Source organism: Pseudoalteromonas luteoviolacea NCIMB 1942 (assembly GCF_001625595.1).
Classification (GTDB): Bacteria; Pseudomonadota; Gammaproteobacteria; order Enterobacterales; family Alteromonadaceae; genus Pseudoalteromonas; species Pseudoalteromonas luteoviolacea_A.
In genome coordinates this window covers 69,134-95,504 of the sequence record NZ_AUXT01000171.1, presented here as the reverse complement: position 1 = coordinate 95,504, position 26,371 = coordinate 69,134, and the positions used below count along the sequence as shown (strand labels likewise).

Below are 26,371 nucleotides of genomic sequence, written 5' to 3'. Positions count from 1 at the left end.
AATTTCAATAGGGTCAGAGTCACTGATGGCTAATCTGATTTAAGCTTATGGTCTCAATCCGGTTTTGGATCTACATACTCAATGACATTTTATATATGAACGACCAAACAAATAAGATTTGCGGGGATCAAATAACTCCAACCCTATTGATTTGACCCCATTGATTTAAATCTCGTATTGCTTAAGGGTAGCCAACATATCGCCTGGAATGGCCGCTTTTTGTCCTGTTTTCATATTAAACATCACCACAGTTGCGTATCCCGTTGTGCATATTGCTTGTTGTGTTTCACTCAATGCCTCGTAGCGCATAGTAAATCTGTCTTCTTTGATGTCAGTAATATATGTTCCAATATACAGGATGTCAGGAAAAGTGATTGGTCGTTTATATTGCGCATAAGTATCACGTAGCACAGGGCTATGGCTGGGCTCAGATAAAATAGAGAGCAAACCGGTTTGCTTTAAAAAATCTATCCGCGCGGTTTCAAAATAACGGAAGTAAGACACATTATTCACATGCCCCAACGCATCCATTTCTCCCCAAACAACATTAATTTTTGTGTTAATTGCAAATTTTTCGAAAAACTCCTGCATGACGTTACCTCAAATTATGGTTATTTATTTTGAGAGTAACAACTCATCGTACCAGCTGCAAGATTGGTCAAGGTGAAATGAGCCGCTTACACAAATAGGGGAATCAATGGGGTCAGAGTAAATGATTTTTCATATGATGCATTGTATTCCTCCCACAAACAAATTCGAAGACTATTACGAGGACTACAGATTATTTAAAACTCATATCAAATGACTCTGGCCCCTTTGATTAGAAAGTAAGCCTGTTTGTTTCAAAAAATCAATCCGCGCAGTTTCGAAATAGCGAAAATACGACACATTATTCACATGCCCCAATGCATCCATTTCGCCCCATACCACATTAATTTTTGTATTAATTACAAACTTTTCGAAAAACTGCTGCATGATGTTACCTCACATTATGGTTATTTATTTTGAGAGTAACAACTCATCGTACCAGCTGCAAGATTGGTTAAATTTAAAAACCAAGATCAAATGAATCTGCTCCTGCTAGTTAAATAAATATCTTATTAATCACTAAACAACTATTAATCAGCTATTTATCCCGAGTTTAAATATTGAGACATGATCTAACCTATACACCCGATAAGTTCTAACGTGATATTTTGAGTGTAAAACCATGAATAGTAATTATGCATTTGAGAGCGGCAAGCTTGTTTATGCCAATAAGAGCGACACCTATGGTTCATATGTCGACTATGGCTCAGTCATGTATGGCTTTGTTACAACGCCAACTAAACAAGGTGGCTTGGGGATCAATCCGGGGGAAATAGTTAACGCAACCGCTAGTACTACTATGCATAGTTACGCACTTCAACCTCATTATGGCATGGGTGTTTTCCAATTGGCTGGTAATGAGCTTTTAAATAAATTAGAAGCGGACAAAGCAACCAAGTTTGTATTCAATTCGGGTTGTGATGTGATCACAGCAGCGCTTTTTCTGGGTACAGGGCCGATAGGAATAACCTATTTGCTGGTCAATGCATGCTTTCGTCTAGGTGAACTTTTTTCAGATAAAGAACACAAAGCAAAAATCGCAGCTGAAATTGAAAGAGATATGGAATTTCGCTTAAGCTTGATTAGGGCCCGCTTAGCTCAAGAAAAGGAAGAAGCATTCGATAATTTTATGCAGTGCACCATGGTTAAGAACAATTGGTTAGCAAGACAAAAAAACTACCTATTACCTACTAACACTGAATTAGATGTCGCGATTCTGCAAGCAATACAAGGCAATACTCAAACTGCTAAAACTATTGCTGCGGATGTTAGTTTTCCTCACTACCGCATTTTTTTATGCTTTTTCGGTAACATCCCGAGGCATAAGGAATATTTTGATTATTACAATGCCAACGACGTACGGGAAGCCCTGAGCAAAAAAGTCAGGCGCAATGTGACAGATCCACGTTTGCATGACATGGCTTTACAAGATGCTGCTAAAGAATTGAGAAAATTGAAGATCGAATGCAAGTCTAGACTAGATGAGGAATTAAACTTATTTGGTATTGATAAAGTTGCTAAGCGCTTTTTGATAAGCAATATGGATAGCCAGCCTTTAAAGAGCTTGTCTTTACCCAAAAAGAAAAAGGCAACCCAAAAGCCTAAACCACCACTTTCAAACACAATATTCAATCAAAAAGAAGATATTGAATATCATATTATCGTGACTTTGCCGGAAGAGCCTATCAATGAAGATATCGCCCCATCCGATAGCAAAGAAATACAAACTCAGCAGAGTGTTCAAATTGGTTTTGATGATTGTGATCTGGACGAAAACGAAATTGACGACTCAAAACAAACAAATATTCAGGAAGCCCTAAGCAATATGCAGATTTCCAAGAAAAATATGAATACTCAGGGAAGTTATCAAGACATGTTAAGCAGTATTGATGTTCAATACACCGATAGCAATGTCGACAATAATGAAAATCAAATACTCCCCACATTCGATGTAGGTGAAATTAAGTGGGAAGAATATTAAAGCTTCTGAGAAATAAAAAAGCCCTTATCTTTCATTAGATGTTCCTAGTTGTAACGCTCTGATCGCCTTACCCTAAAACCTAAGTAGAAAAGTGACAGCGACAATCTAGGAGAAAGAAATGCCCGTTCATGAGATTAACCCGGGACAAAACCTCGATGCAATAACCAACGATCTCAATACCATACTCAATGCTCAAGGAGTGGCGCAACCGGCAAAAATCATTTTTGTTTGTGGTGATGCTCACGCGCCAGGTGGTGGTGCTGGTGCCGGTCTGGATTTGTGCAATGGCCTAGCTGGAAAAATTCTCGATGGCTACCTTACACCCTATTGCTCAGCAGGTTTAACTCGTAGTCAATTGAGTCTTCACGTTGAGACTGCAAACACAGATGCAGCTATCAATATGACTCAACAACAACTCCAAGCAGTAGTGCCCAATCTTACAGAGCTAAACTTGGCTCGAAATAGTGATGTTTTTGGTTGGGAGCCTGTGGGTTATGCCTGCTTCGACCGATTAAGTGAATTGATGCAATTGCCAGTGATGAACCATATTGACATTGGTCGTGCCGGGAACCTAATCAATCAAAGTAACCAATATTTTCAAGATATCCATCAACCGTGGACGCAAAATGTACGTAATAGTTTGCAAGCGTTGGGGATGACTCTTAACCAAGGCATGCATGCCAGAACCCTAGCAGTCGTAAATTACACCAACAGCTTGCTGGCATCGCGAGTGAATGCAAATATGGCATTAGCCCAGAGCATCAATCAGTCAATCACCAATGTTGACAATAAGTTCGTGCACTTTGTTTCTATCGGCAATGATCATATTGTGTTGGGAAATAATGTTATCAATGGTATCAACCTCGGTGCTAACAACAATTGCCTGTGTTTTAGCATCCCTCGTTGATTTAGGAGGTAGGCTTACAAGCAGAATTTGATTTTAAAGCTTTAACTTAGGAGCCGAAGTTAAAGCTCGTTTTGACATGCCCCATTCTTTCTGTTTTGAAAACGAATCAGCCTTTGCTCATCCGGTAAACCAATGAACGGGGCGTTTATACCTTTCTCCTGTGAATGCATTCAATATGAGGCATAATGGTGTTGTAAATCACGCTTTAAGAAAGTTGAAAGGTTGCGTTGGCACTCATCGAAAATTAAATGTGCAATTAAAGCTATTACTCCCCTAATCACTCGGCAAAAACCACGTTAACCTTTATAACACTACTGTAGGCAAGGGCATAAAAATAGACAAGGAGATAAAGCGATTCCACCGAGTTTTCCTGCTTGATAAACGATAAATTCCAAGACTAAGCAACAATTTAGTATCAACAGCAATGGGAGTATTTAGTCAATGAGCACATTTATCGCCGACGACATAATTAAAAAACGCCTCGCAGCTTGGGCAAAAAGCAACAATGGAGTATTCACCCGCTACTATGAAACAGGTACTCATGTAGACAAAATTGTAAGTGTCGATACCAATAACAAACTCAGTGATTTTATAGTAGAAAGCTTAGCGCAAAAAAACGGATTGCAAGATTGGCAACGCGCCAACAATATTTATAGCCTTCGCTATAGCGCGATGTTGTCGCTGATTAAACAATGCTATGAACAAAAATCCAAAAACTGGCAGCCGGTATTAAACCACAATCAAACCCAAGACGGGACAGCCCTAGAATTACCAGTTTACGCTGTCGGAAATATATTGGGTTCAATGAATGCCAATGTCGATAAAATCGTATATTTAAACCGCTGCGACGACAAGCAATACAACGATTTGATCAATGCCATCCAAACCTCGGAGTACCTGCTGCCTTGGTGGAACAATAAAGATCAATCAGACAAAACCATTCTGGCTCAAATGCTAAAAAATACCTGGATCAAGGAGCCATATGACACACAAAGCATGTTAGAGCTTATTAGGGCACCTAGTATCAGTGCGGGGACGGCTATCATCAAGTATATGCGTGTGATAAACAACCTAGTATTGAGTGTTTTCTGTCGAAATTCATTCGAGTTTTATACCATGGTTGAAACCAAGGACAGTAAACCTCTCATCGAGTTAGTAACCCGGGTGGTAAAAACAATTATTCCGGGTACCGAAGAAGTTGAGAAATTATTTGAGCCGGCAAACTCCAGTCAAGTTGCTGATAACCTTTCGTCTCATTTACAGGGCTGGACTAATAGCGTTATTGAAGGTAATTTTAACGCCAGAGAGGCGGAAGGTGTTGATTTTATATTCAATAAACTCAACGAAGATAGTATAAGCAATCATAACAATACTCTGGTCAGCGAATATATACAGGTCAAAGTTATTGAATCTATGGGGTTGCCGAAATTAGAGAAAAAGTATGCCATAACTGACCTAAGAACCATTGATGGACTCATTCAGTCTCTAATGGTTGCCAAATATACTGGTGGGTTTTTCAAAGGTGCAGGGCTCAATTTGTATAGGTTTATTCGTGGTACAGGCATCCCAACCCTGATAAAAAAAGCCATGACGAACCAATCCTGCTTCAACTATTCCTCGGCACTCCAAAAGGCGAATATAATAGGCCCAGCCAATATAGAAGAGCATATCGAGTACTATAAAACATTACTCAACGAAGCTGGGGACATGCTTCTTAAAGCGAAAGAGCAGTCTGTAAGTCAAATACAAAGGATGCAGCAACAAGAGCCTCAAACGTATCAATCCTATTCCATTCAACTGGAAAAGCTTCTGGAATTAGAGCACCAACGTTCGAAACGAATAATGGGAATGGTGCTCTCTGATGTTAGTCGAGATAATATCTTAACCAAGAATACGCAGAACTCTATCTTGAAGCCGCTAATTGAATTAGCCGATGAATGGAACAAAAAACTAAGTGAAAACTAAATGGAAACGATTAAATAATTAACTAGGATAAAATTTATACTGACAGCTCAGAAAAATAGCTCCTAACCTCCGTCCGGAAGAGCAACATGCTCTTAGACCTCCCTCTGGGTGACGAGGGTAAGGTCACAACTGAAACCCCAATCCCCACCCACAAAAAAACCGCCTTAATCTCGTAAGGCGGCTTTCAAATCAAAATCCATGTCAGGATTTCTCCCGACAATCAGATATCAATTACTCTGCATATGTCTCAACAGCTGGACATGAACAGATCAGGTTACGGTCACCGTATACGTCATCGATACGCGTTACCGTTGGCCAGAACTTGTCTTTTGCTACAGCAGGTACTGGGAATGCAGCTGCGAGGCGGTCATATGCACGGTTCCAGTCGTTGCTTAGTACGTCAGCTTGGGTGTGCGGCGCAAATACAAGTGGGTTGTCTTCGATAGACCACTCACCTGATGCAATCTTGTCGATTTCACCTTTAATAGAAACCATAGCTTCGATAAAGCGGTCGATTTCTACTTTAGACTCAGACTCAGTAGGCTCAACCATCAGTGTGCCCGCCACAGGGAACGACATTGTTGGTGAGTGGAAACCGTAGTCTTGTAGACGCTTAGCAACGTCCATTTCAGTGATGCCTGTCGCTTCTTTCAGTGGACGTAAGTCAACAATACACTCGTGCGCAACACGGTCATTGCGGCCGCGATATAACACTGGGTAGTGATCCGCTAGTTTAGCCGTTAGGTAGTTAGCGTTTACGATTGCAATTTCAGTCGCTTGCTTAAGACCTTCGCTGCCCATCATCGCAATGTATGCCCATGAAATAGGTAGAATAGCCGCTGAACCATAAGGTGCAGCTGATACTGCACCGTTACCTTCTGTGGTGCCCGCAACATTGATGATGCTGTGGTTAGGCATAAATGGCGCAAGGTGCGATTTAACACCGATTGGACCAACACCTGGACCGCCACCGCCATGTGGGATACAGAACGTTTTGTGTAGATTTAAGTGCGATACGTCAGAGCCGATGAAGCCAGGGCTTGTTACACCTACTTGCGCGTTCATGTTTGCGCCGTCCATGTATACTTGACCGCCGTGCTGGTGAACAACGTCACATACTTCACGGATAGTCTCTTCGTATACACCGTGTGTAGACGGGTAAGTAACCATGATACAAGATAGGTTCTCAGACACTTCTTCTGCTTTCGCGCGTAAGTCGTCAAGGTCGATGTTACCTTGGTCATCACAGCCAACAACCACAACTTTCATGCTTGCCATTTGTGCAGACGCAGGGTTAGTACCGTGTGCAGAGCTTGGGATCAAGCAAACGTTACGGTGACCTTCGCCACGTGATTCATGGTATTTACGAATCGCGATAAGACCTGCGTATTCGCCTTGTGCACCTGAGTTTGGCTGTAGTGATACTGCGTCGTAGCCTGTAATATTTACAAGCCAGTCGTGCAGCTCAGTCATCATGGTTTGATAACCTTGCGCTTGCTCAAGTGGACAGAATGGGTGAAGCTCAGCGAATTCAGGCCAGGTTACTGGGATCATCTCCGCTGTCGCGTTTAGCTTCATAGTACAAGAGCCCAAAGAAATCATTGAGTGGTTCAATGCCAAATCTTTGTTCTCTAAACGCTTGATGTAACGCAGCATTTCAGTTTCGCTGTGATACTCATTAAAGTTTGGATGAGTTAGGATCTCGTCATCACGTACCACACTTGCTGGAATACCTGTGATGTCGTTTGCTGCAACTTCAGAGTCAATCGCAGCCACATCAAGGCCATGGCCTTCACCTAGGATGATGTCGAATAGCTCAGCGATGTCTGCACGTGTTGTTGTTTCGTTTAGTGCGATTGAATACTCGCCAGAGTGGCTGATTGCAAAGTTCACTTCGTTTGCAACTGCACGGCCAACAACCATATTTTTGTCTGCTTCTTCAGCCACAACAGTGATGGTATCGAACCAAGAGTCGTGCTTCAGTGCAACGCCTTTAGATTTAAGGCCTGTTGCCAAGATACTTGCAAAGCGGTTGATGCGCTGTGCAATTGTCTTAAGGCCCTGAGGACCGTGGTACACCGCGTAGAATGCTGCCATGTTAGCTAGCAGTACCTGCGCTGTACAAATGTTTGAGTTCGCTTTTTCACGGCGGATGTGCTGCTCACGCGTTTGCATCGCCATACGTAGTGCGTCGTTACCTAAACGGTCTTTAGAAACACCGATAATACGACCCGGAAGTGAACGCTTGTACTTATCGCGTGTTGCGAAGAATGCCGCGTGTGGACCTCCGTAGCCCATAGGTACACCAAAGCGCTGTGCAGAACCAAGTACCACGTCTGCGCCTAGTTTGCCCGGTGCTTTTAATAGCATTAAGCTCATTATGTCTGCTGCAACACACGCAATCGCTTTTTTGTCTTGTACTTGTGCGATTAGATCAGTTACATCAACCACTTCACCAGATGTTGACGGGTACTGGAATAGTGCACCGAAGATCTCGTGATTTACCACGTCGCTCGCAGGTGCAACCACAACCTCAAAACCAAACTGTTCAGCACGTGTGCTTACTACGTCAATGGTTTGTGTGTGTACGTCATCTGCAATGAAGAAGATATTTGCTTTTTTCGCTTTTGCTACACGCTTAGCTAGGGCCATCGCCTCAGCTGCTGCGGTAGACTCATCAAGCAAAGATGCACTTGCCAAATCTAGGCCCGTTACATCCATAGTTAAAGTTTGGAAGTTAAGAAGTGACTCCAAACGCCCTTGTGCGATCTCTGGCTGGTAAGGCGTATACGCTGTGTACCAACCTGGGTTTTCTAACACGTTACGTAAAATTACGTTAGGTACGTGTGTAGGGTGATAACCTTGGCCGATGTATGATTTGAATACTTTGTTTTGGCCCGCTACTGATTTTAGGTAGCTTAGCGTTTCAACTTCAGTACGGCTTTCACCAATCTTAAGACCTGTTTCTAAACGAATAGAGTCAGGTACCGTTTGACCGATCAGCTCTTCAACACTTGATACTCCAAGCTCAGCAAGCATCTCGCTTACTTGTGCGGCATTCGGGCCGATATGGCGACGAATAAAGTCTTGCTTTTGCTCTAATTGTTCAAGAGATTTGGCGTTTGACATTAGTCCAGATTCCTATGATCCAAATTAAGTGGGTGTGTCCTGCATTGATGCCTAGCAAATGTTGCCAGACAAAGGCCTTGGTAACGCAGTCACAAAATAATGCTTTGAGATAAACCAAACCAAAACGGTTTAATCTAACAACAAAAGCCCCAGAAAATGGGGCTTTTAAGTTCTACAACGAATTAGTCTTCGTCGATTGAATTTTTGTAACCTTCAGCGTCAAGTAGGTTTGCAAGCTCTGACTCGTCAGATGCTTTAACTTTGAATAACCAACCGTCGCCGTATGGGTCGTTGTTAACAGACTCTGGCGAATCTTCTAATTCTTCGTTGATTTCAACGATAGTGCCTGTAATTGGCGCGTAGATGTCAGAAGCCGCTTTAACAGACTCAGCAACTGCACAGTCTTCGCCAGCATCTACTTCGTCATCAACATCTGGTAAGTCAACGAATACCATGTCACCTAGCAGCTCTTGTGCGTGCTCAGTGATACCTACAGTGAATACACCCTCGCCTTCAGCGCGAACCCATTCATGTGAAGATGCGTATTTTAACTCGCTAGGAATGTTGCTCATTTTTTGTTCCTTTGGTCATTTGTTTGGGCAACTGCCCATTATTCTACTCGTTACAATGATAGCTTAGATCACTGACTTGCCGTTACGTACGAAGCAAGGCTTCACAACTTTAACGTCTACTAGCTTTTTGCGCATTTCAACTTGTGCAGTTTCCCCTGTTGAACGAGGAACACGTGCCAAGGCAACGCTAAAACCTAAAGTCGGAGAGAATGTACCAGAAGTAATAACACCTTCGCCACCTTCTACGATAACTTTAGAACCGCCACGCAGTACGCCTTTGCTTTCAAGCACTAGGCCAACCAGCTTATCCGTGCTCTTTTCTGCACGTTGCTGCTCAACCACTTTACGGCCGATGAAATCACGTTCTTCCGGCTCCCAAGCAATGGTCCAAGCCATGTTTGCAGCCAACGGAGATACCGTTTCATCCATATCAGAACCGTATAAGTTCATGCCTGCTTCTAAACGTAGCGTATCACGCGCGCCTAAGCCAGCAGGACGCACACCTGCGTCTAGTAATTGTTGCCAAAGTGCTTCAGCGTCGTCGTTATGCACAACAATCTCATAACCCGCTTCACCAGTATAACCTGTTGTTGCGATGAATAAATTACCAGCTTGTGCACCAAAGAATGGCTTCATGCCTTCAACAGCAGCTTGCTGCTCAACACTTAAAATTGTCGCTGTTTTTTCTTTTGCATTAGGGCCTTGTACAGCAATCATTGCGTACTCAGGACGCTCAGTTACTGTGACGTCAAAGTCAGTTGCCACAGTACCGATGTGCGCAAGGTCTTTCTCACGTGTTGCAGAGTTAACAACTAGGCGGTACTCAGTTTCAGTGAAAAAATAGATGATAAGGTCATCGATAACACCGCCTTGCTCATTTAGCATACCAGTGTATAGCGCTTTACCAGGCACAGTCAGCTTAGCAACGTCGTTTGCTACTAGCTTGCGTAAAAATGCCTGTGCACCTGCACCTTTAACGTCCACGATTGTCATGTGAGATACGTCGAACATACCTGCGTCTTGACGCACAGCGTGGTGCTCTTCGATTTGCGAACCATAGTTGATTGGCATTTCCCAGCCGTGGAAATCAACCATTTTTGCGCCAGCTTCTAGGTGCTTAGCATGTAGTACTGTTTTAGAAGTCATACTTGTCCTTCACTTTTTGTCTTATGCAACCAACGAATACGCCAGCCACACTTATCGAGATCGCATGACCTCGAACGGGGTTAATCTTGAGTTGCTGTACAACTCAAATGCACGGAATTAATTTACACTAAAACCTTCTGCGCTGAGTTTTTCTTGCCAAGCCAGTAATGGCTTTGCCTGCGCAATCAGTTGGTGCTGCTGTATGCCATCTTGCAGTAAAGTAGTCACAAACACGTCACCGCTTTGTTTACCATAGCAAGTTTGTAGATCAGAGATGCCAAGACCTGGCGTAAGCGAAAAATGAGTCAACAACGAATCAAAAGCTGATTGTCCACAAATTTGGCCAATTGCTAGGTCATCACGACGCATCAATTCGATGTCATATTCATGCTCGTGATCCGCAACGAGAGCAACTAATGTGTTCGCTGCTTCTTGTCCTAGCACAAAGCGATATGCGGTTTCACTAAAGTAATAGACGGCATAGCTATCGCCATTGGCAAATACACCTTGAATACCTAACCCCGGTGCAATTAGCTTATTGAGGTTAATACCTAGCTCTTTATTAAGAAAAGGAGTCGTTTCGAAGCCACTAAAATCAATAACAACCTGACATTCCAATTTTCTGTAGGCATTTTGCGCAGGAACAGTGCCCTGACGGTGCTTGGCAAAAATAATGGGTGAAAACGTCATACAACCACCTTAGTGAAATTAAGATGAGCAAAAGTATAGGGTGGTGGATAGCCAACAACAAATTGTAATTATTTATCAATTGATAAATAATATTAATGTATTCAAGAATTATAAATAGCTTTTTTAAATATGAAGAACTTATCAATTGATGGCCTACGCACCTTAGTCACGGTTGTAGAGGTCGGAGGTTTTGCAAAAGCAGGTGAATTACTGGGGTTATCTCAACCGGCAGTGAGTTTGCAGATCCGCAGATTAGAAGATTTGCTCGGTTGCAAGCTGTTTAAAAAACAAGGCCAGCGTCAAGTACTCAACCAGTATGGCGAATTATTGCTGCCGCAAGCCAAGCAAATGCTGCAATATAATGACGCTATATTACAACAGTTTACTTCCGAGAGCGTGACCGGACGCGTGCGCTTGGGTATCCCCAGCGAATTTGCAGCGCGTATTCTACCTGCTATCATTGGCGACTTTGTTTCTTTGTACCCGGATGTGGCGCTAGAGGTTAAATCCAGATTAAGTAAGCATTTACTTTCTGTTTCTAGACAAGATCAATTCGACCTAGTGCTCGCTTTAAATGAAGAACTAGAATCAGTTTCCCACCCCGTATTTATGCGCGACCAGCTGGTATGGGTTGGAGATTTAAATCTCGCTAAGCAAGAAGTGGTCACCTTGGTCACCGCGCCAGAGGGATGTATTTATCGTCGCAGAGCTGTTGAAGCACTACAAGAAAGCGGTCGTCCATTTCGCATTGTGTATAGTAATGCCGATTTAACCGGCTTAACTGCAGCGCTAAAAGAAGGGTTAGGCGTCACAGTACTCGCAAAAAGTACCGTACCAAGTGAACTGACCTATCAACAGCATACGCCTCATTTACCAGCTCTAGGGCAAATCGGCATCAGCTTAATTAAAAATACACAGGAATCGGCGCATGCGGTAAACAAACTGGCCGAGTTTATTGCACTGCGACTTGCGTAGTGCCTTGAGGCGGTTTATTGACCAACCGCCTGCTTTACAAATAAGTTTTTAATCGGGCCTAGATTATCGACCATGCTGAGCCCCAAACCTCTAATTAACTTTTTGGCTGGGTGACTGCCCTCAAAGAGTTCTTTTAAGCCCTGCATCATGGCAATGTGTTTTTGCGCATCAAGCTTACGTGTGCGCTCATATTCTCGCAGCACCGAATGGGCCGCAAATTCAGCGTCATCACTTGAAAGTGCGTTAATTAAATGCGCTGCATCTTTAAGTCCTAGGTTCATTCCCAAGCCCGCCAACGGATGAATCGTATGAGCTGCATCGCCCATCAACACCACTCGGCCTTTAAGCCATTGCTGTGCATAGCGCATGGTAAGTGGAAATACTGCTCTGTCGCTTTGTACTTCGCACAGCCCACACTGCATATCAATTGCCGCCGATAGCGACTTGTTAAATGCCTGATCATCCTGTGCCATTAATTGCTCTGCATGCTCAGGGGAAGTAGACCACACAATTGAGTGCATGTTGTCTTCATGCAAAGGTAAAAATGCCAATGGTCCGGTCGGTAAAAATACTTGTCTGGCGACATGCTCATGGGGCAAGTCTGTTTTGACGGTCGCCACCAGCGCATGATGATCATAGTCCCAAAAGCTCAGTGGCATATCAAATAATCTTCTTACGCCAGAGTTTGCACCATCCGCAGCCACCAGCAACTTACTCATCACCGGCAACCCGGAGTCTAGCGTCACCAAAACATCGGTGTCTGTTTGATGAATGGTGCTATAACGACTTTCAAAGGCCAATGTCACCTGATTATATGCTTGCAACTTTTCATACAAAGCGAAACGGATCGCATCGTTTTCAATGATATGACCCAGTTCAGGCAAATTGAGGGAGGCTGCATCGAACGCAATTTTACCAAAGCTGTCGGCATCTCTCACATCCATCGCTGAATATGGCGTTGCACGACTTGCTACAATCTCGGGCCATACACTTAAGGATTCAAACAATTGCTGGCTGGCTAAGCTGATTGCGCTGACGCGCATACTGTATTGCTCACCCAAAGGCGTGGGCGCTTTACCTGCGTCTAGAACCAGTACTGAGATATTTTTTTGTGCCAAACCAAGTGCTAAGGTCAATCCGACACAACCACCGCCGACAATACAAACTTGCGCTTGTTGCATAAAGCGTCCTTTATTTAACTCGGCCCATTAGCTGTTTGGCTAATGGCGCTTTGAAATTGGTAAACAGGCTCATTAACAGCAGTCCACAGCTGCGTCCAAAAGCCACCGTACGAGAATGATTTGAAAACAAGCGTACTAATCCATCTGTTAGCGTCATCACACGGCTAATATCGCGCGCTCGTGCAACCTTATATGCCTGAGTGAATGCATGGCTGCCCCACTCGCTCACATCATGATGGTTTAAACACGTATTTAAACATTGAATATCGCGCACGCCCAAATTAAAGCCTTGCCCCGCGATGGGATGTATAGCATGTGCAGCATTACCAATGATCACCACTCTATGATGCACCACATCAGACACGCGCCCATGCACCAATGGGTAACTACTGCGCATACCCACAGCTTCAAAAATACCACCGCGATAACCAAACTCTTGCTGTAACCGCGCTAAAAACTGCGCATCATCATAGGCCAACACTTCATCTAGCGCTTCACGCTTCATACACCACGCAACTGAATACCTATCTTCACTCATAGGAAGTAGCGCCATTGGCCCTTGCGGTGTAAAACGCTCAAAGGCTTGACCTTTGTGACCCTGTGCTACTTTAACATTGGCAATCAAGGCGCCTTGTTCATATGGAAAGCTATTAAACTCTAAATTCAATAGCGCGCGCGTTGGAGATTGTGCACCGTCAGCAACGACTAACAAACTGGATTGCACACTAATCTTCTGTTCTGAAGACTCTAAAGCTATCAAGACCTCTACATAGTCTAGGTGTTGGGTTAAGGATGACACCATCGCAGGGCAAAATACCGTAATATCGTGACTTTGTAGTTGCTGATGAAGAAATTGCCCATAGGGATTGACTTCAACAACATATCCGAGCGCATCGACATCGTGCGCCTTTGGTTCAATGGTCGTTTTACCAAAGTGGCCGCGATCAGAAACATTGACTTGTAAAATGGGCTCGGCAAAACGCCACTCTTTACTGAAAAGCTCTAACCTATTCAGATAATCAATTGATTGCTCAGCCAAAGCGATACTGCGATCATCGAAGCTAGGGTGGGTATTGGCCTTTGGTGCAAAAGCCTCTACCACAGCAATCCGACAATAAGGGTGTTGTTTTTTAATACTTATGGCAGCGGTTGCTCCAGCCATGCCGCCGCCAACGATTAGCACATCAAAGTGTTGCAAGCCTGATACTCCTAAACTATGCGATTAGGCTTTTTGCATCAGTGCTTCAATCTGTTCGATAGATTTTGGCACATCAACTGTTAAGTTTTCATAACCCGCTTGAGTGACGAGCAAGTCATCCTCAATACGCACACCAATGCCTTTATACTGTGCAGGCACTTCTGCATCTTCGTCAAAGTACAACCCCGGCTCAATCGTTAACACCATGCCTGCTTCAAACGGACGATCAGCTTCATCCAATTTGTACTCGCCAACATCGTGCACATCTAAACCTAACCAATGGCCTAGGCCATGCATGTAAAATGCCTTGCATGCCTGCGCTTCAACAAGTTCGTCTACCGTACCCGCTAGTATGCCAAGTTCAACCAAGCCTGCTGTTAAAATACGCATCACAACATTATTCGCCTGCACCAAAGTGCCGCCAGGTTTCACTTCCGCAAAAGCTGCTAGCTGTGCTTTTAACACTAAGTTATAAATGTTCTTTTGCGCATCGCTATATTTACCACTAACCGGAAAGGTACGCGTGATATCCGCAGCATACCCTTCAAGCTCACAGCCTGAGTCGATCAAGATCAAATCGCCCTGTGTTAGCTCGTCGCTATTCTCGGTGTAATGTAAAATGTTGGCATTGTTACCAGAGCCCACAATCGTGCCGTACGCAGGGTAACGTGCGCCATTCATCGCATAGTGATGGTGGATCTCAGCTTCTAGCTGATACTCCGTCGCCCCCACTTTGGCAAACTGCATCGCTCTGACGTGTGCTTCTGCACTAATTTTCGCCGCTTTTCTCATGACCTCTATTTCTGCGTCAGACTTAAACAAACGCATTTCATGAATGAGAGGGCGAATATCTTGGATCACTTCTGGCGCGCGATAGCCTTTTTTCGGCGCACCGCGCAAAGTTGACAGCGCAGTCCAAATTTTGTCGTCAAATGCGCCATAATTCCCTTGTGCAAAATACAGCGTCTGTCGACCATTGATGAAGGTGAGTAACTCGTTATCTAACTCACTGAGTGCATAGGTTTCATCCATCGAAAGTTGGCTTTTTGCTTTTTCAAAACCTATGCGACGGCCGTGCCATATCTCTGCCAATTTGTCTTTATTACGACAAAACAAAATGCTGCTTGCCACACCTTCTTTGCCTTTACTCAGTATCAACACCGCATCTGGCTCTTTAAAACCAGTTAAGTAAAAGAAGTCGCTGTCTTGGCGAAATGGAAACTCAGTGTCGCGACTTCGCGTTATCTCAGATGCAGCAGGGATCACTGCAACAGAATTGTTTTTTAGGCTTTGCAGTAGCCTCTGTCGACGAGCTACAAACTCTTCATTTTTTATCATAATTAATGCACTGTTTTAGAAGTGGACGCGTCGCCTTGCTCTCGACCCATTTCAGCAAAGCACAGCAGCGCTGACACGCGAATATACTCAACTACTTCATGAAACGCCTGCTTGTCTTCTTCAGTGTCGTCAAAGTGTGTATCAAGCTTGGTGATTTCACTAAAATCGCTGATCACTTCTTTCACATCTGCCGACAGCTTTCCATAGTCTTTTTGTTTTAATCCAAAACCAAGTAGGAACCCAGATACCCAAGCAACAAGGGCATTGGCTTGATCGTTGAGCGCTTCGTCTTCCTGTGGTAAATACACCTCAAAAGTGTATTCAGGATCGTTAAAGTGTTCTACAACTAACTTATATAGTTCTGCCAAAAATACTTTTAACTCAACACCAAACCCTTGACCATCATTAAACACATCACTGAGTAAACCTAGGTACTCTTTGTCATCTATGTTTAAGCCGCATGCCAAAATGCCGCTGATGGTGCCATGTACTTCTGAAGGTGCTACAAAAATACCGTGTTTCTCCAGCAATAACTGAGCTTGCTGATAGTCTTTTAGTTCGATCATAAGGCTTCATTCTCATTCACTTGATAGCGTTTATGCTACCATTCGAAGTATAGCAACTCCAACGAATTGTCTGTCATACAGAGAAAAAAACCTTGTTTTATATCTGACAATTACCGTTTTTGTTATCCGCACACAATTTTTACGTACAAGTATGCTTTGCGAACTACCAAAGTCATATAACTCTCGTAAACACGCGTTTGTATGTACGTAAAACCAACAAAATCAGACCACTGTTTATTAAGTGTTGTTTTTCGCAGCAAACAGACGAGATTTTTTCAAATTTAGGTTTAAGCTAGCCAAGATGTCTTATATACTTAAAGCGTTCCCTAGCTCGCCGGACAGTGGATTATGTCCCTGAGCCGATAAACTTTTTTAAGGGATGCAGTTTATCCACTTTTGTGCAAGCTTGGCAGGTACCGAGAAGCCTACGGTGGGTTGTTGCCTTCCGCCTTGAACCTTAGGGTTCAAGGACTTATATCCGCATCCGCGCAGCCGGGGACACTTAAACACCCACCTTATAAATTTAACTTTCATTAAATTATAAATACAAAAAAACGCCCAAAGGCTTCCCTTTGAACGCTTAATTTAGTTCATTATTCAGCGAGTTAAATCGACGACTTTCTTTTCACTGGCTGTGCGTACATTGATAGCACAAATTCTTTCAACTCTTGTGGTACAGACTCTAGGTTATTATTGAAACATGTCGTCTCTTCGTCGCTACTTTGATCCGCTTCACCAGCAGCCAAATAATTGCTTGAATGAAGGTGATAGTTTTCAATGATTTGTTTATCAATGATCTCAGCCAATTGCTCTGGCGTTTCAAACTCATCATTAATAGGTGTACCAAATGCAACATGGACATTGCCTTTATCAGCACTAAAACCATCAATGATACTCTTGATATCCTCACCTTCGGCTTTTTGGTACTCGCCAAATTGCTGTTTATGGTAAAGCTCTTTCGCTTTTGCCAGTGCGCATGGCTCATACTGATAAGAAATAGAAACCGGTACCACTTTTAACTTACGTACATAGTCAGAAAACGGTAGTTTGAGTCTTCGTCCGTGCAGTTGCAGCATTTTCAGTAGCGCTGGATCGGTAAAATCAATGCCATCTTTAGCGCGCCCTTCTTTTTGCGCAATCCAGATAGAGTGGCCTTCATCCAATGAGTCATGTATATAGCCAGATAATTGCGACAAAGCTTTGAGCATCTCTTTTGGTGCTTTTGCTGAGCGCTTTACAATAAAGCTTTTGTTTAGCCTCATCAACTCAGTGATATAAGGCACTTGCAACAGGTTATCACCAATCGCTATTCGCACAGTTGGCAAATTATTTTGATGTAGACCCCAATTCATAAGGGCTGGGTCGAGGACAATATCGCGGTGATTTGAGATAAACAAATAGGCACTGTCTTTATCTAATTGCTCTAAACCTGAATAGGTCACTTTATCCGTTGTGCGCTCAATCAGCATTGACAGGTAAGTGGCAACCTCATTTTGAACAGCCTCTACATTGTTTACTGTGCGCCACTTTAACTTTAAACGCGCACGCACTAATGGGCGGCTCACTTTAGGACAAGCTGCAATCCACTTAGGTAAATTATGTTCAGCAATGACATCTAAAAACTGCTCATCGGCTAACAGCCTAGCCAATGCAGCTGGTACTTCTTCATCGTTATAAGGTCTTATATCTGCGTATTTATCCACTAAATTACTCTTACTGATCTGGATCGTGTGACAAAAAACGGCTTATTCTAGCCCGCTCTCTAAAGAGATGCTAAGAATATCAAGTCTGACCACATTAATTGGCCAAACGCTGTTTCAAATCGATTACAAATAACCGCAACATCAAGGCAGCCAATACCAATGCACTCATTTGGCTTAGCCAATTAGGTAACACCTCATGCTCATGACCAATCATTGGCGCGACTTCAAAACCAAACTGTATCACCAAATAGTCAGTCAAAAAGCCAAACACGATAGCAACGCCAATAACTGCGACTATATAAGCTGCCACCGCCCTCTGACCAAGCTCTTTTGCAACAACACCAATAGTGGCCACATTCGTCGCTGGCCCTGCCAACATAAATACCAACACAGCCCCTGGAGAGACACCCGCTAACAGTAAGCCTGCTGCAATTGGTGTTGAAGCAGTGGCACAAATATACATGGGAATGCTGATCAAAATCACCACCAACATGGCTAAAATGCCATCTCCCCACTGAGCTAAAAACTCTGTTGGTACAAACGTTTGCACTAGCGCTGCGAAGAATAAACCAATTAAAAGCCAAACCATAGTATCAGATAACAGCTTGTTACAACTAAATTTGGTTGCTTGCCAAAGCTTATTCCCAAAGCTTGGGACCACGGGCGTTCCAGCCGAACAACAAGCCTCTGTTTTTTTCGGCTCTATGTCTGTCTCACAACAACTGTGTGACGTTTGTGCTTCTTCTTTTTGCGAATGATGGTGCGCACAGTCTGGAACTGTAGGTTGCTTTGTGGCACAGCAGCTTGTTTCTACCACTACCGACGCGCATGTCTCAGCCTGCATAACAGCAGACGAAACAGTTGTCGAATCAGTGCTACAACATGATGCTTGCTCCATTGGAGGAGCTGCGTGCTTTTTACTGCCACAACAGCCTGATGATTTTTCTGCACTATGTGCCGTCTCAAGCGGCTCAGTCACACGATTATCTCTGCCCACCAGCAGACCCGCGGTAATGGCACTTGCTACCGCTGCAATCGGCCGAATGATTGCCAGAAAGGGGCCAAGCAGCGCATAAGACACAGAAATAGAGTCGACGCCGGTTTCAGGAGTCGACACTAAAAATGCCGTCGTTGCACTCTTAGAGCCGCCAGCTCGTCTGAGCCCGATGGCCGCAGGGATAACTCCACAAGAGCACAATGGCATGGGTGCGCCTATCAATGCCGCTTTAACCGTGGTCCAAAGGCCCTCTTTCCCCAAATGTCGTTGCAAAAAGTTTTTTGGAATAAAGACATTGAGTAAGCCCGCCAACAATAACCCCAGCATTAGCCACGGTGCCGACACCACAAATAGTTGCCAAAAATTATCAATTAGCGCCATCTACATCCTCCAATGCAGTTAAAATTGAACATGTATCCGCAGGCTCACTGCCTCCACAACATTGGTTTGCAAGCAAGGTCAAAGACCGCTCAAATATACTCAACTGTGCGATCCGCTCTCTGATCCAGTCTCGCTTTTGTAGCGTCAATATTTTAACCTCTTCGCAGCTGTGTAGTTGTTTATCTATCTTGATACTCAACAATTCTTGGATATCTTTCAAGTTAAATCCGACTTCTTTTGCGCGAATAATAAACTGCATTCTGTCTACAGCTTGCTTATTATAGAGACGATACCCAGCGGCACTTCTTTCACTAGCAGTCAATAATCCTTGCTGTTCGTAGTACCTCAAGGTGTCTGTCGACACATTTAGTTGATTTGCTAATTGCCCAATTCGAAACATCTCACAGTTCCCTTATTATCATTAACGGTTTTCGCCAACACCGCCGCACAATGGCGATTAAAAAATCAGTTGCCGCAATCCCCCTACTTTGGCTTGAAAAGTGGTAAACTGCGCAACGCTTTTTCGAACTTAACTTTATGAACTTTGCAAATCTCGCGGTAAGGCTCACTTTTACAGAAACGTCGCTCAAGCGATTGCATATTTCATCCTAATAGAAAGTATAAACCTTGGTCTTAACTCCAAGGTCAATAACGAGATAAAAATATGAATATTGTAGTTTTGGATGCGGCCACTTTAGCCGGCGTTGATCTGTCACCTTTGATGAAGTTTGGTACCGTGACCACTTATGACCATACAACAGCTGAGCAAGTACACCACCGAATTCAAGACGCTAATGTTGTTATTTCAAACAAAGTACAACTGAATGAGACCCACTTTGCACAAGCCTCACAGTTAAAATTAATTTGTGTCGCCGCGACAGGGACCAATAATATCGACTTGGCTGCGGCAAGGGCTGCTGGCATTGCAGTTACCAATGTCGCAGGCTACTCTACCCCGTCTGTGGTGCAACATACATTTACTTTGCTTGGCAACTTAATGACAAATATCCATCGCTATGCTGAAGATTGCCGTAACGGCGCTTGGCAACAAAGCCCAATGTTTTGCCGTTTAGATCACTCGATCAATGAGATTGCCAACAAACGATTTGTTATCGTGGGCTACGGTAACCTAGGTCAAGCAGTAGCCAATGTCGCAAAAGCATTTGGTGCCCAAGTAATTGTTGCTGAACGCCCCAATAGTAAAGAAGTGCGACGTGGTAGGATGGCCTTTGAAGAAGCCTTAAAGGTTGCGGACATTGTGTCTATTCATTGCCCGCTCACCCCACAAACAGAAAATGTATTCAATACAGATACTTTGGCCCTATTGCCTAAACACGCCATTTTAATTAATACTGCACGTGGCGGTATAGTTGATGAGCACGCATTGACTCAGGCCTTACGAGGTAAGCAACTTGCGGCGGCTGGGGTAGATGTGTTGTCTATCGAACCTGCACAACCTAACAACCCTCTCATACAATATCAAGGCGATAACCTACTCCTCACGCCACACACGGCATGGGCAAGCAAAGAGTCTATTGATAGACTAGTCGCAGGGATCGCAGAAAACATCGGCAGCTATCTAAATGGTGGTCAAACAAATCGCGTGGTGTAATCGACTATATTTTGATTGTTTTTGTTATTTTTTTGTTTTTTATACAATTAAGCGTTCCAACAAAAAATTAAAACATTGTTTTATTTACAAAAAATAATTGGCAAAGCATTTGCAACCTATCAAGCAAACTGAAAAACAAACGGATAACTTGGCATCACACATCGCCATATGTTGAGTTACAGAGGATATAAAAATGAAAAAACTACTTGTTGCAACAGCGCTTTTAAGCACGACTCTTTTATCAGGTTGTATTGTTGCTGTATCAGATGGCGAAATGCGCCACTATAACAGCAGCTGGGAATCAACACACAAAAGTAACAGAGAAAAAATCAGTAATCTTGCGCTTGGCACGACATACAAAGAAGTCATCAAACAGTTCAATACGCCTGATTTTACAGAAGCTGTATCAAAGGATGGTCACACCTACCAGGTACTTTATTTTGCGACTAACAGTAAGCACTCGGATGGCAAGGTCACTAAAGATGAATGCACACCGCTTGTCTTTAAAGACAAAGAATTAATTGGCTTTGGCCAATCTGCGGTTGATAACTATTTATAATACCGAACTTTTAATTTCCCTGCTCTAAGCCGCTGTACGCGGCTTTTTTGCTGCGCCTACCTATCGATTAACAAGCACTACCCTCTCTTGAAGTTGATGTGCTTTAATTAGGGCTTCATCGGCTTGCACTAAGCTTTCGGTTTGATCGCCAGAAAAGTCATCACTGACATGAACCACACCAACACTTATTGTCACATGAGCACACATTGGTGAACTGGGATGCGGTATCTCTAAAGCGTCGACAGCTTGATGCATTGCCGAAGCCAATGCCAAGGCTTGCTCTGCCCCTCGCTTATTCGCCAGAGCAACGAACCGCACCCCATCGTAACGCGCTACAAAGCCATCTACCCGCTGCGTGATGCTTTCTAGTGCTTTGGCAACCTTAACAAGGCATTCATCCCCTGCACTATAGCCACATGAATCATTAAACTCTTTAAAATAGTCTATATCGACCAACAAAATGGATAACGACACATGTTGATCTCGGCTTTGGTACCACAATTGTGCCAGCGTTTCATCCAGCGCTCTGCGATTGGGTACTTCTGTTAAACCATCGATATTTGCGAGCCGCTCTAACAAGTCGTTTTTTTGTTTGATAGCGAGGTGAATTTTAACCCTCGCTTTGACAATATTCGGACTGAATGGCTTCACGATATAGTCAACTGCTCCAAGCATAAGCCCTCGCGCCTCATCTTGATAGCTGTTACTTGCTGAAATCACGATTACTGGAATTTGATAGCACATGGGATCTGCTTTTAGCTGTAGCAGAAAATCTAGCCCTTCGTCATCTGGCATTAATATATCAACAATGATCAAGTCAAACTTGGTTTGCGTTAACCGTTCAAATGCCTTTTCACTACAGGCACAACTAATTACGAGATGATCTTCACTGAGGGTATTTTCAAGAACCACACGATTTAAAGGGTCCCCGTCTAACACTAAGATATTGGCTGATTTTTGCATTTAACTTCCTTTTATCTCGAATGAAATAAACTGCTGGGCTTGGATCACTAACGCGGCTAATTCACCTTTTCTAATGCCTTTTAGCTCATCAGCTTCATTTGATTGAGTACTATCAATACTGATGTTTTTAGCCTGTTGTCGCGCAATCGCTTCGACTTCTTTTGCACATTCAGCTAAACGTAATAACCCAATACCACCTGCGGCACCTTTAATGCTGTGTGCCACATCAGCAAGTTCAATATGTGTACTCACTTGGTGTATACGATCAGTATATTCATCACACAGTTTAGCAAACTTCTGTAGCATTGCCGTAACCAAAGGCTGGTTCTCCATCAATTGCTTAAACGCAAAGTCTTTATCAAATACAATATGTTGACTGCTTGAGAATGGCTTAAGCGCAGCGCCTAACTCAGCCGGAGAAATGGGCTTGACCAAAAATTCATTGACGCCTTTGGCAAACGATTTTTCTCGCTCATGCTCATGGGCATTGGCTGTTAGCGCAATAATAGGCAGAGTCGTTTGATCAAATTCTTTACGAAGTAATTCGGTTGCTTGGTAACCGTCAATATGCGGCATATATATATCCATGACCACCATATCCGGCATTAATTTCGCACATATTTCTACTATATTTTGTGCACTCGTCAACGCTACAACTGCCGCACCATGTTGCTCTAAAACAGTTTTAGAAATATCCAAATTGAGTTCGTTATCGTCCACCACGACACACAGAGCATTTGATAAACTGTGTTCTTCTACTGAGTGTGAATGACTGGACTCGAAAGGTGATAAACACAAAGACTGGTAGAATGCATGCATGGGTAATTTAAACGTCGGCAAAGGGATAACACAATTATCAATGTCCAAGTTATCTGGTATCACCAGCGCCTTGCATGTCGAGGTATCTATTTCACTGTAGTGGTCGCATAAGTACGTTAATTCGTCAAAGTTATCGCATGCCACATAAGTAAACGCATCTAAGTGATGTAGCGCCTCACCAAAATTGGCAAAATGCTGAATTTCATACACGTCCAAGTAAGCAGGCTGATCCTGACTTGATATCAAGCAAATTGGCGTTTCGCGATTCAATTGCGTATTTTGCTTTGTTTGTAGCATTAACTCTAATTCAAAGGTACTGCCACACCCTTCCTCGCTGCGCACTTCAATTTTTCCGCCTACCAGAGCCACTTGCTGCTTTACAATTGCTAACCCCAAACCGATCCCATCGTGCTCACGAGAGTTAGACTCATTACCCTGAGTGAATGCATCAAACAGCCTTTTCTGATCCGCTTTTTTAATTCCTGGCCCCGTATCAAACACCGAAAAAGACAGCCACTGCTCCCCTTCTTCGCCCCATTTAGATTCGACCCGTAACCCAACTTCTCCACTGGTTGTAAACTTAACGGCATTACCCAGTAAGTTGACCAATATCTGTTTTAAACGAGCTTCGTCACCGATAAATTCTGGCCAGACTGTCGCGCCAACTTGTAACCTTAACGCGAGATTTTTAGCATCACTTAATGGCTGGATTAAAGCATTTAAACTATTCACTAAATTAATAGCTGAAAAGGCTTTGTGGTTAAGCTTTCCTTGCCCTCCTTCTAGACGAGCAAAGCTCAAAATATCGCTGAGCATTGTTAATAACTGCTGAGCGGCCCCCTGAATGTGTGAGAGTTTTTCAATATCTTGCGGCTTGGATAATGCAGGTTTCAAAATACCGACAAGCCCCAATATGGCATTAAGGGGAGTACGAATTTCGTGGCTTATGTTAGCTATAAAGCGGCTTTTCGCCTTATTAGCACGCTCAGCATCAACCTTCGCCTGCGTCAATGCAGTGACATTTTGTACATGAATAACGAAATATTTAGGGTTTTTCTGTTTATCCCAAACCAAAGATATACTTAGTTGCAACCAAATGGCCGGCTCAGTTTGGGCCAAACTTAGTACTTTAGCGCCCTTACGCTCCTCTAACAGCTGCTGTAACACGCCGTTTAATGTATCCAGTTCATCAGTATCAAATAAACCGCTAATATGAGTGCCAACTTCTACACTAGTGAGTAATTTTCGTACTGCACGATTGAATTCCAGTACGATACACTCTGTCGAAACGAGCAATATGCCATTTGGCGCATGTTCAATGGCAGCTCTAAAGTTTTGTTCCGAGGCACGCAACGCGGTCATCGCCTGTTGCTGCTCACTAATATCCCGCGCGATACCTAAGCTGCCTATTCGCTTTCCTTGTTCATCGAACAAGGGCGACACACTCACTAAGTAAGACTTATCATCAAAGTCAAATGTCTCAGTCAGAGGTATGCTATGCGCCTCCATGGCATGCTCTAAGTCCAATAAATCAAAGTACTTTTGACTCACCTCATGATGTTCTTTGGCCACTAGCTCACCTTGCGTAACACCAATAAAACGCTCAAATGCCTGATTACATCCAATAAAAGAGCCATCTATGTTTTTAAAGTAGATTAAATCTGGTACTGAGTTAAGCACGGTATTAAGTAAGGCAGCTTGACGCTCTTTGGCTTCAAAACTCCTAGAAAGAGCCTGACGCTGTCTTTGTACTTGCTCGTCCAAACGCGCGTTGTGCGTTTCCATCTGCGTAAATAGGCTTTGCCGCTGCGAAACAACCCGTTTGATTTCACTAAACCAAGGCTGCCAATCTTTCGGTACGGGATAGTTTAAGGTCTGCTCTTCAACCAAGTCTTGCTTAGTAAGATAATTGACAAAGTGCCTCAGTGGACGAATGAAAATTTGCCCGTTAAGCCATGTAAACGTGAAAAAGGTAAATAAGATAAATAAAACTAAGAAGCCGAGTTCAACCATGACCTCTAAATAAACTGCCGCCGTAAACTCAGATTCTGATTGAGAAAATCGCAATGTATAAGGCGCATTTTGAGTATCACCTTGAAATTCGACTCCTCCAAGCCAAGGCAGTGACTTTTCTGTTTTTTGAAGGTTGATGGGGGCACCTTGATTGCGACTTTGCACCAATACGCGGGCCTGTTGATCAACCAGCGCCAATGCCCCCCCACTAAATATGAGTTTATCTAATAAATCAGTTACTTTATCTGCATTATAAATCAATATAATGTGCGACCTTCCACCACTACTGATCGGTTGCGTAATACTGAAATATTCGTTTCCGAATATGCGGCTATGCTTACTGTCTGGCGTTGAAATTACACCCTGTCTGGGACTAAATCGCCCCTCAATAATGGCTGTTAATAAATGACTTTTTGTATTATCTCGGCGCTTTACAAACGCAAATCCATATTCATTAAAATAGGCAACAGCCTCTAACTCTGAAATAAGTGCCAGCGCAGTATCAAAACTTGGCCCCAATGCCATAACATGCAACCAATGCTCAATCACTCGAGGAGACGCCTGATATGTACCGAGCCCTATGAGTTCGCCTCCCTGATCGGGCAATTGGTGATAGTAATAACCGAGTTGTTGACGTACCTGCTGCTGAACACTGTCATCAAGCTGATACTTGATTGGTGTGTCCAAGCCTCGTTTTATGCTGCCAATGACCGTGCTTGCAGCACTCGCAGCTTGATCGACTTGTGCAAGTGCCGAAGAAAATTGCAGCTGATAGATTTCATACTGACGTTCGAGTTTGATATTGAATAGGTGAAAGCACAATACGATCGCCAAAATTAGGGGAATAAATAGTGCAACACAAATTGAACGTCGATAGGTTTTTAGCGGCAGGAATTCTGACAAAATGTCCATTAAAAGACTCGTTAATTATTATTCCTTGTTTTTTGAAAGGTTAGCGAGCCACTGTTGGATAAGCAAGCTAAACTCAGCATCATCGATAAATAATGCGACTGCAAGCCATTATGATGGCACACAAAAAAGCTGTAGCGAATGCCACAGCTTTTGATATTTGAAACCCGCGTTTTGTG

General features: G+C 43.4%; 20 protein-coding genes, 1 other RNA gene and 1 pseudogene. 7 read left to right on the top strand and 15 right to left on the bottom strand.

Annotated features, from left to right (window positions below; all coding sequences use genetic code 11):
• Positions 1 to 165 precede the first annotated feature (165 nt).
• Positions 166 to 591, bottom strand: coding sequence for an acyl-CoA thioesterase (locus N482_RS14120; protein WP_063377642.1), 426 nt, complete (start codon positions 589 to 591; stop codon positions 166 to 168).
• Positions 592 to 822: 231 nt separating this feature from the next.
• Positions 823 to 975 (bottom strand): annotated as a pseudogene (locus N482_RS14115) (acyl-CoA thioesterase); the annotation flags it as partial.
• Between the two features lie 235 nt (positions 976 to 1,210).
• Here N482_RS14115 and N482_RS14110 point away from each other — a divergent pair.
• The 3 genes from N482_RS14110 (at position 1,211) to N482_RS14100 (ending at position 5,441) form a co-directional block, all read left to right on the top strand.
• Entirely contained in the window at positions 1,211 to 2,569 is a 1,359-nt protein-coding gene (locus N482_RS14110) for a hypothetical protein (RefSeq protein ID WP_063377641.1), read from the top strand.
• 118 nt (positions 2,570 to 2,687) lie between these two features.
• The gene (locus N482_RS14105; protein ID WP_063377640.1) at positions 2,688 to 3,476 is read left to right on the top strand and encodes a hypothetical protein; all 789 of its coding nucleotides are present in this window, start codon (positions 2,688 to 2,690) and stop codon (positions 3,474 to 3,476) included.
• A gap of 441 nt (positions 3,477 to 3,917) precedes the next feature.
• Positions 3,918 to 5,441 carry a hypothetical protein gene (locus N482_RS14100; RefSeq protein ID WP_063377639.1) on the top strand — a complete coding sequence of 508 codons (1,524 nt, stop codon included), beginning with the start codon at positions 3,918 to 3,920 and terminating at the stop codon, positions 5,439 to 5,441.
• Positions 5,442 to 5,672: 231 nt separating this feature from the next.
• Here the strand turns inward: N482_RS14100 and gcvP are convergent, their stop codons facing one another.
• The 4 genes from gcvP to N482_RS14080 form a co-directional block, all read right to left on the bottom strand.
• Positions 5,673 to 8,570 (bottom strand): aminomethyl-transferring glycine dehydrogenase, encoded by a 2,898-nt coding sequence (gcvP, locus tag N482_RS14095; RefSeq protein WP_063377638.1) that lies wholly within the window; start codon positions 8,568 to 8,570, stop codon positions 5,673 to 5,675.
• Between the two features lie 182 nt (positions 8,571 to 8,752).
• Positions 8,753 to 9,142: a glycine cleavage system protein GcvH gene (gene gcvH, locus N482_RS14090; protein WP_063377637.1), complete on the bottom strand. Its 390-nt coding sequence runs from the start codon at positions 9,140 to 9,142 to the stop codon at positions 8,753 to 8,755.
• A 63-nt stretch (positions 9,143 to 9,205) separates the two neighbouring features.
• A complete protein-coding gene (gcvT, locus tag N482_RS14085) occupies positions 9,206 to 10,288 on the bottom strand; it encodes a glycine cleavage system aminomethyltransferase GcvT (RefSeq protein ID WP_063377636.1) in 1,083 nt (360 codons plus the stop codon).
• A 117-nt stretch (positions 10,289 to 10,405) separates the two neighbouring features.
• Positions 10,406 to 10,978, bottom strand: a complete 573-nt coding sequence (locus N482_RS14080; RefSeq protein WP_063377635.1) for a hypothetical protein — start codon at positions 10,976 to 10,978, stop codon at positions 10,406 to 10,408.
• Between the two features lie 129 nt (positions 10,979 to 11,107).
• Here N482_RS14080 and N482_RS14075 point away from each other — a divergent pair, with 129 nt between their 5' ends.
• The gene (locus tag N482_RS14075; protein WP_063377634.1) at positions 11,108 to 11,953 is read left to right on the top strand and encodes a LysR family transcriptional regulator; all 846 of its coding nucleotides are present in this window, start codon (positions 11,108 to 11,110) and stop codon (positions 11,951 to 11,953) included.
• Positions 11,954 to 11,967: 14 nt separating this feature from the next.
• Here the strand turns inward: N482_RS14075 and N482_RS14070 are convergent, their stop codons facing one another.
• The 4 genes from N482_RS14070 to N482_RS14055 are packed head-to-tail and all read right to left on the bottom strand — an operon-like array spanning position 11,968 to position 16,236.
• Complete coding sequence (locus N482_RS14070; RefSeq protein WP_063377633.1) at positions 11,968 to 13,134, bottom strand: FAD-dependent monooxygenase; 1,167 nt, start codon at positions 13,132 to 13,134, stop codon at positions 11,968 to 11,970.
• Positions 13,135 to 13,144: 10 nt separating this feature from the next.
• Complete coding sequence (gene ubiH / locus N482_RS14065) at positions 13,145 to 14,332, bottom strand: 2-octaprenyl-6-methoxyphenyl hydroxylase (RefSeq protein WP_063377632.1); 1,188 nt, start codon at positions 14,330 to 14,332, stop codon at positions 13,145 to 13,147.
• 24 nt (positions 14,333 to 14,356) lie between these two features.
• Entirely contained in the window at positions 14,357 to 15,670 is a 1,314-nt protein-coding gene (gene pepP / locus N482_RS14060) for a Xaa-Pro aminopeptidase (protein ID WP_063377631.1), read from the bottom strand.
• A 2-nt stretch (positions 15,671 to 15,672) separates the two neighbouring features.
• Positions 15,673 to 16,236: a UPF0149 family protein gene (locus N482_RS14055; RefSeq protein ID WP_063377630.1), complete on the bottom strand. Its 564-nt coding sequence runs from the start codon at positions 16,234 to 16,236 to the stop codon at positions 15,673 to 15,675.
• A 320-nt stretch (positions 16,237 to 16,556) separates the two neighbouring features.
• Here N482_RS14055 and ssrS point away from each other — a divergent pair.
• Positions 16,557 to 16,739: non-coding RNA, 6S RNA (gene ssrS / locus N482_RS14050), on the top strand.
• A 102-nt stretch (positions 16,740 to 16,841) separates the two neighbouring features.
• Here ssrS and N482_RS14045 read toward each other — a convergent pair.
• From N482_RS14045 to zntR, 3 genes are all read right to left on the bottom strand, one after another.
• Positions 16,842 to 17,939, bottom strand: a complete 1,098-nt coding sequence (locus N482_RS14045; RefSeq protein ID WP_063377629.1) for a 1-acyl-sn-glycerol-3-phosphate acyltransferase — start codon at positions 17,937 to 17,939, stop codon at positions 16,842 to 16,844.
• A gap of 94 nt (positions 17,940 to 18,033) precedes the next feature.
• On the bottom strand, positions 18,034 to 19,317 hold the full coding sequence (locus N482_RS14040; RefSeq protein WP_063377628.1) for an SO_0444 family Cu/Zn efflux transporter: 1,284 nt from the start codon (positions 19,315 to 19,317) through the stop codon (positions 18,034 to 18,036).
• The gene (gene zntR, locus N482_RS14035) at positions 19,304 to 19,717 is read right to left on the bottom strand and encodes a Zn(2+)-responsive transcriptional regulator (RefSeq protein WP_063377627.1); all 414 of its coding nucleotides are present in this window, start codon (positions 19,715 to 19,717) and stop codon (positions 19,304 to 19,306) included. Before zntR ends, N482_RS14040 begins: the two co-directional genes overlap by 14 nt.
• Positions 19,718 to 19,981: 264 nt before the next feature.
• Between zntR and N482_RS14030 the strand changes: the two genes are divergently transcribed.
• Together N482_RS14030 and N482_RS14025 are read left to right on the top strand one after the other, a co-directional pair.
• Positions 19,982 to 20,929, top strand: a complete 948-nt coding sequence (locus N482_RS14030) for a D-2-hydroxyacid dehydrogenase (RefSeq protein WP_063377626.1) — start codon at positions 19,982 to 19,984, stop codon at positions 20,927 to 20,929.
• Positions 20,930 to 21,122: 193 nt separating this feature from the next.
• Positions 21,123 to 21,488, top strand: coding sequence for a DUF3192 domain-containing protein (locus N482_RS14025; protein WP_063377625.1), 366 nt, complete (start codon positions 21,123 to 21,125; stop codon positions 21,486 to 21,488).
• Between the two features lie 60 nt (positions 21,489 to 21,548).
• On the opposite strand, the gene N482_RS14020 is transcribed toward N482_RS14025, so the two are convergent.
• A complete protein-coding gene (locus N482_RS14020) occupies positions 21,549 to 22,451 on the bottom strand; it encodes a diguanylate cyclase domain-containing protein (RefSeq protein WP_063377624.1) in 903 nt (300 codons plus the stop codon).
• Positions 22,452 to 26,195, bottom strand: a complete 3,744-nt coding sequence (locus N482_RS14015; RefSeq protein ID WP_063377623.1) for an ATP-binding protein — start codon at positions 26,193 to 26,195, stop codon at positions 22,452 to 22,454.
• Positions 26,196 to 26,371 lie beyond the last annotated feature (176 nt).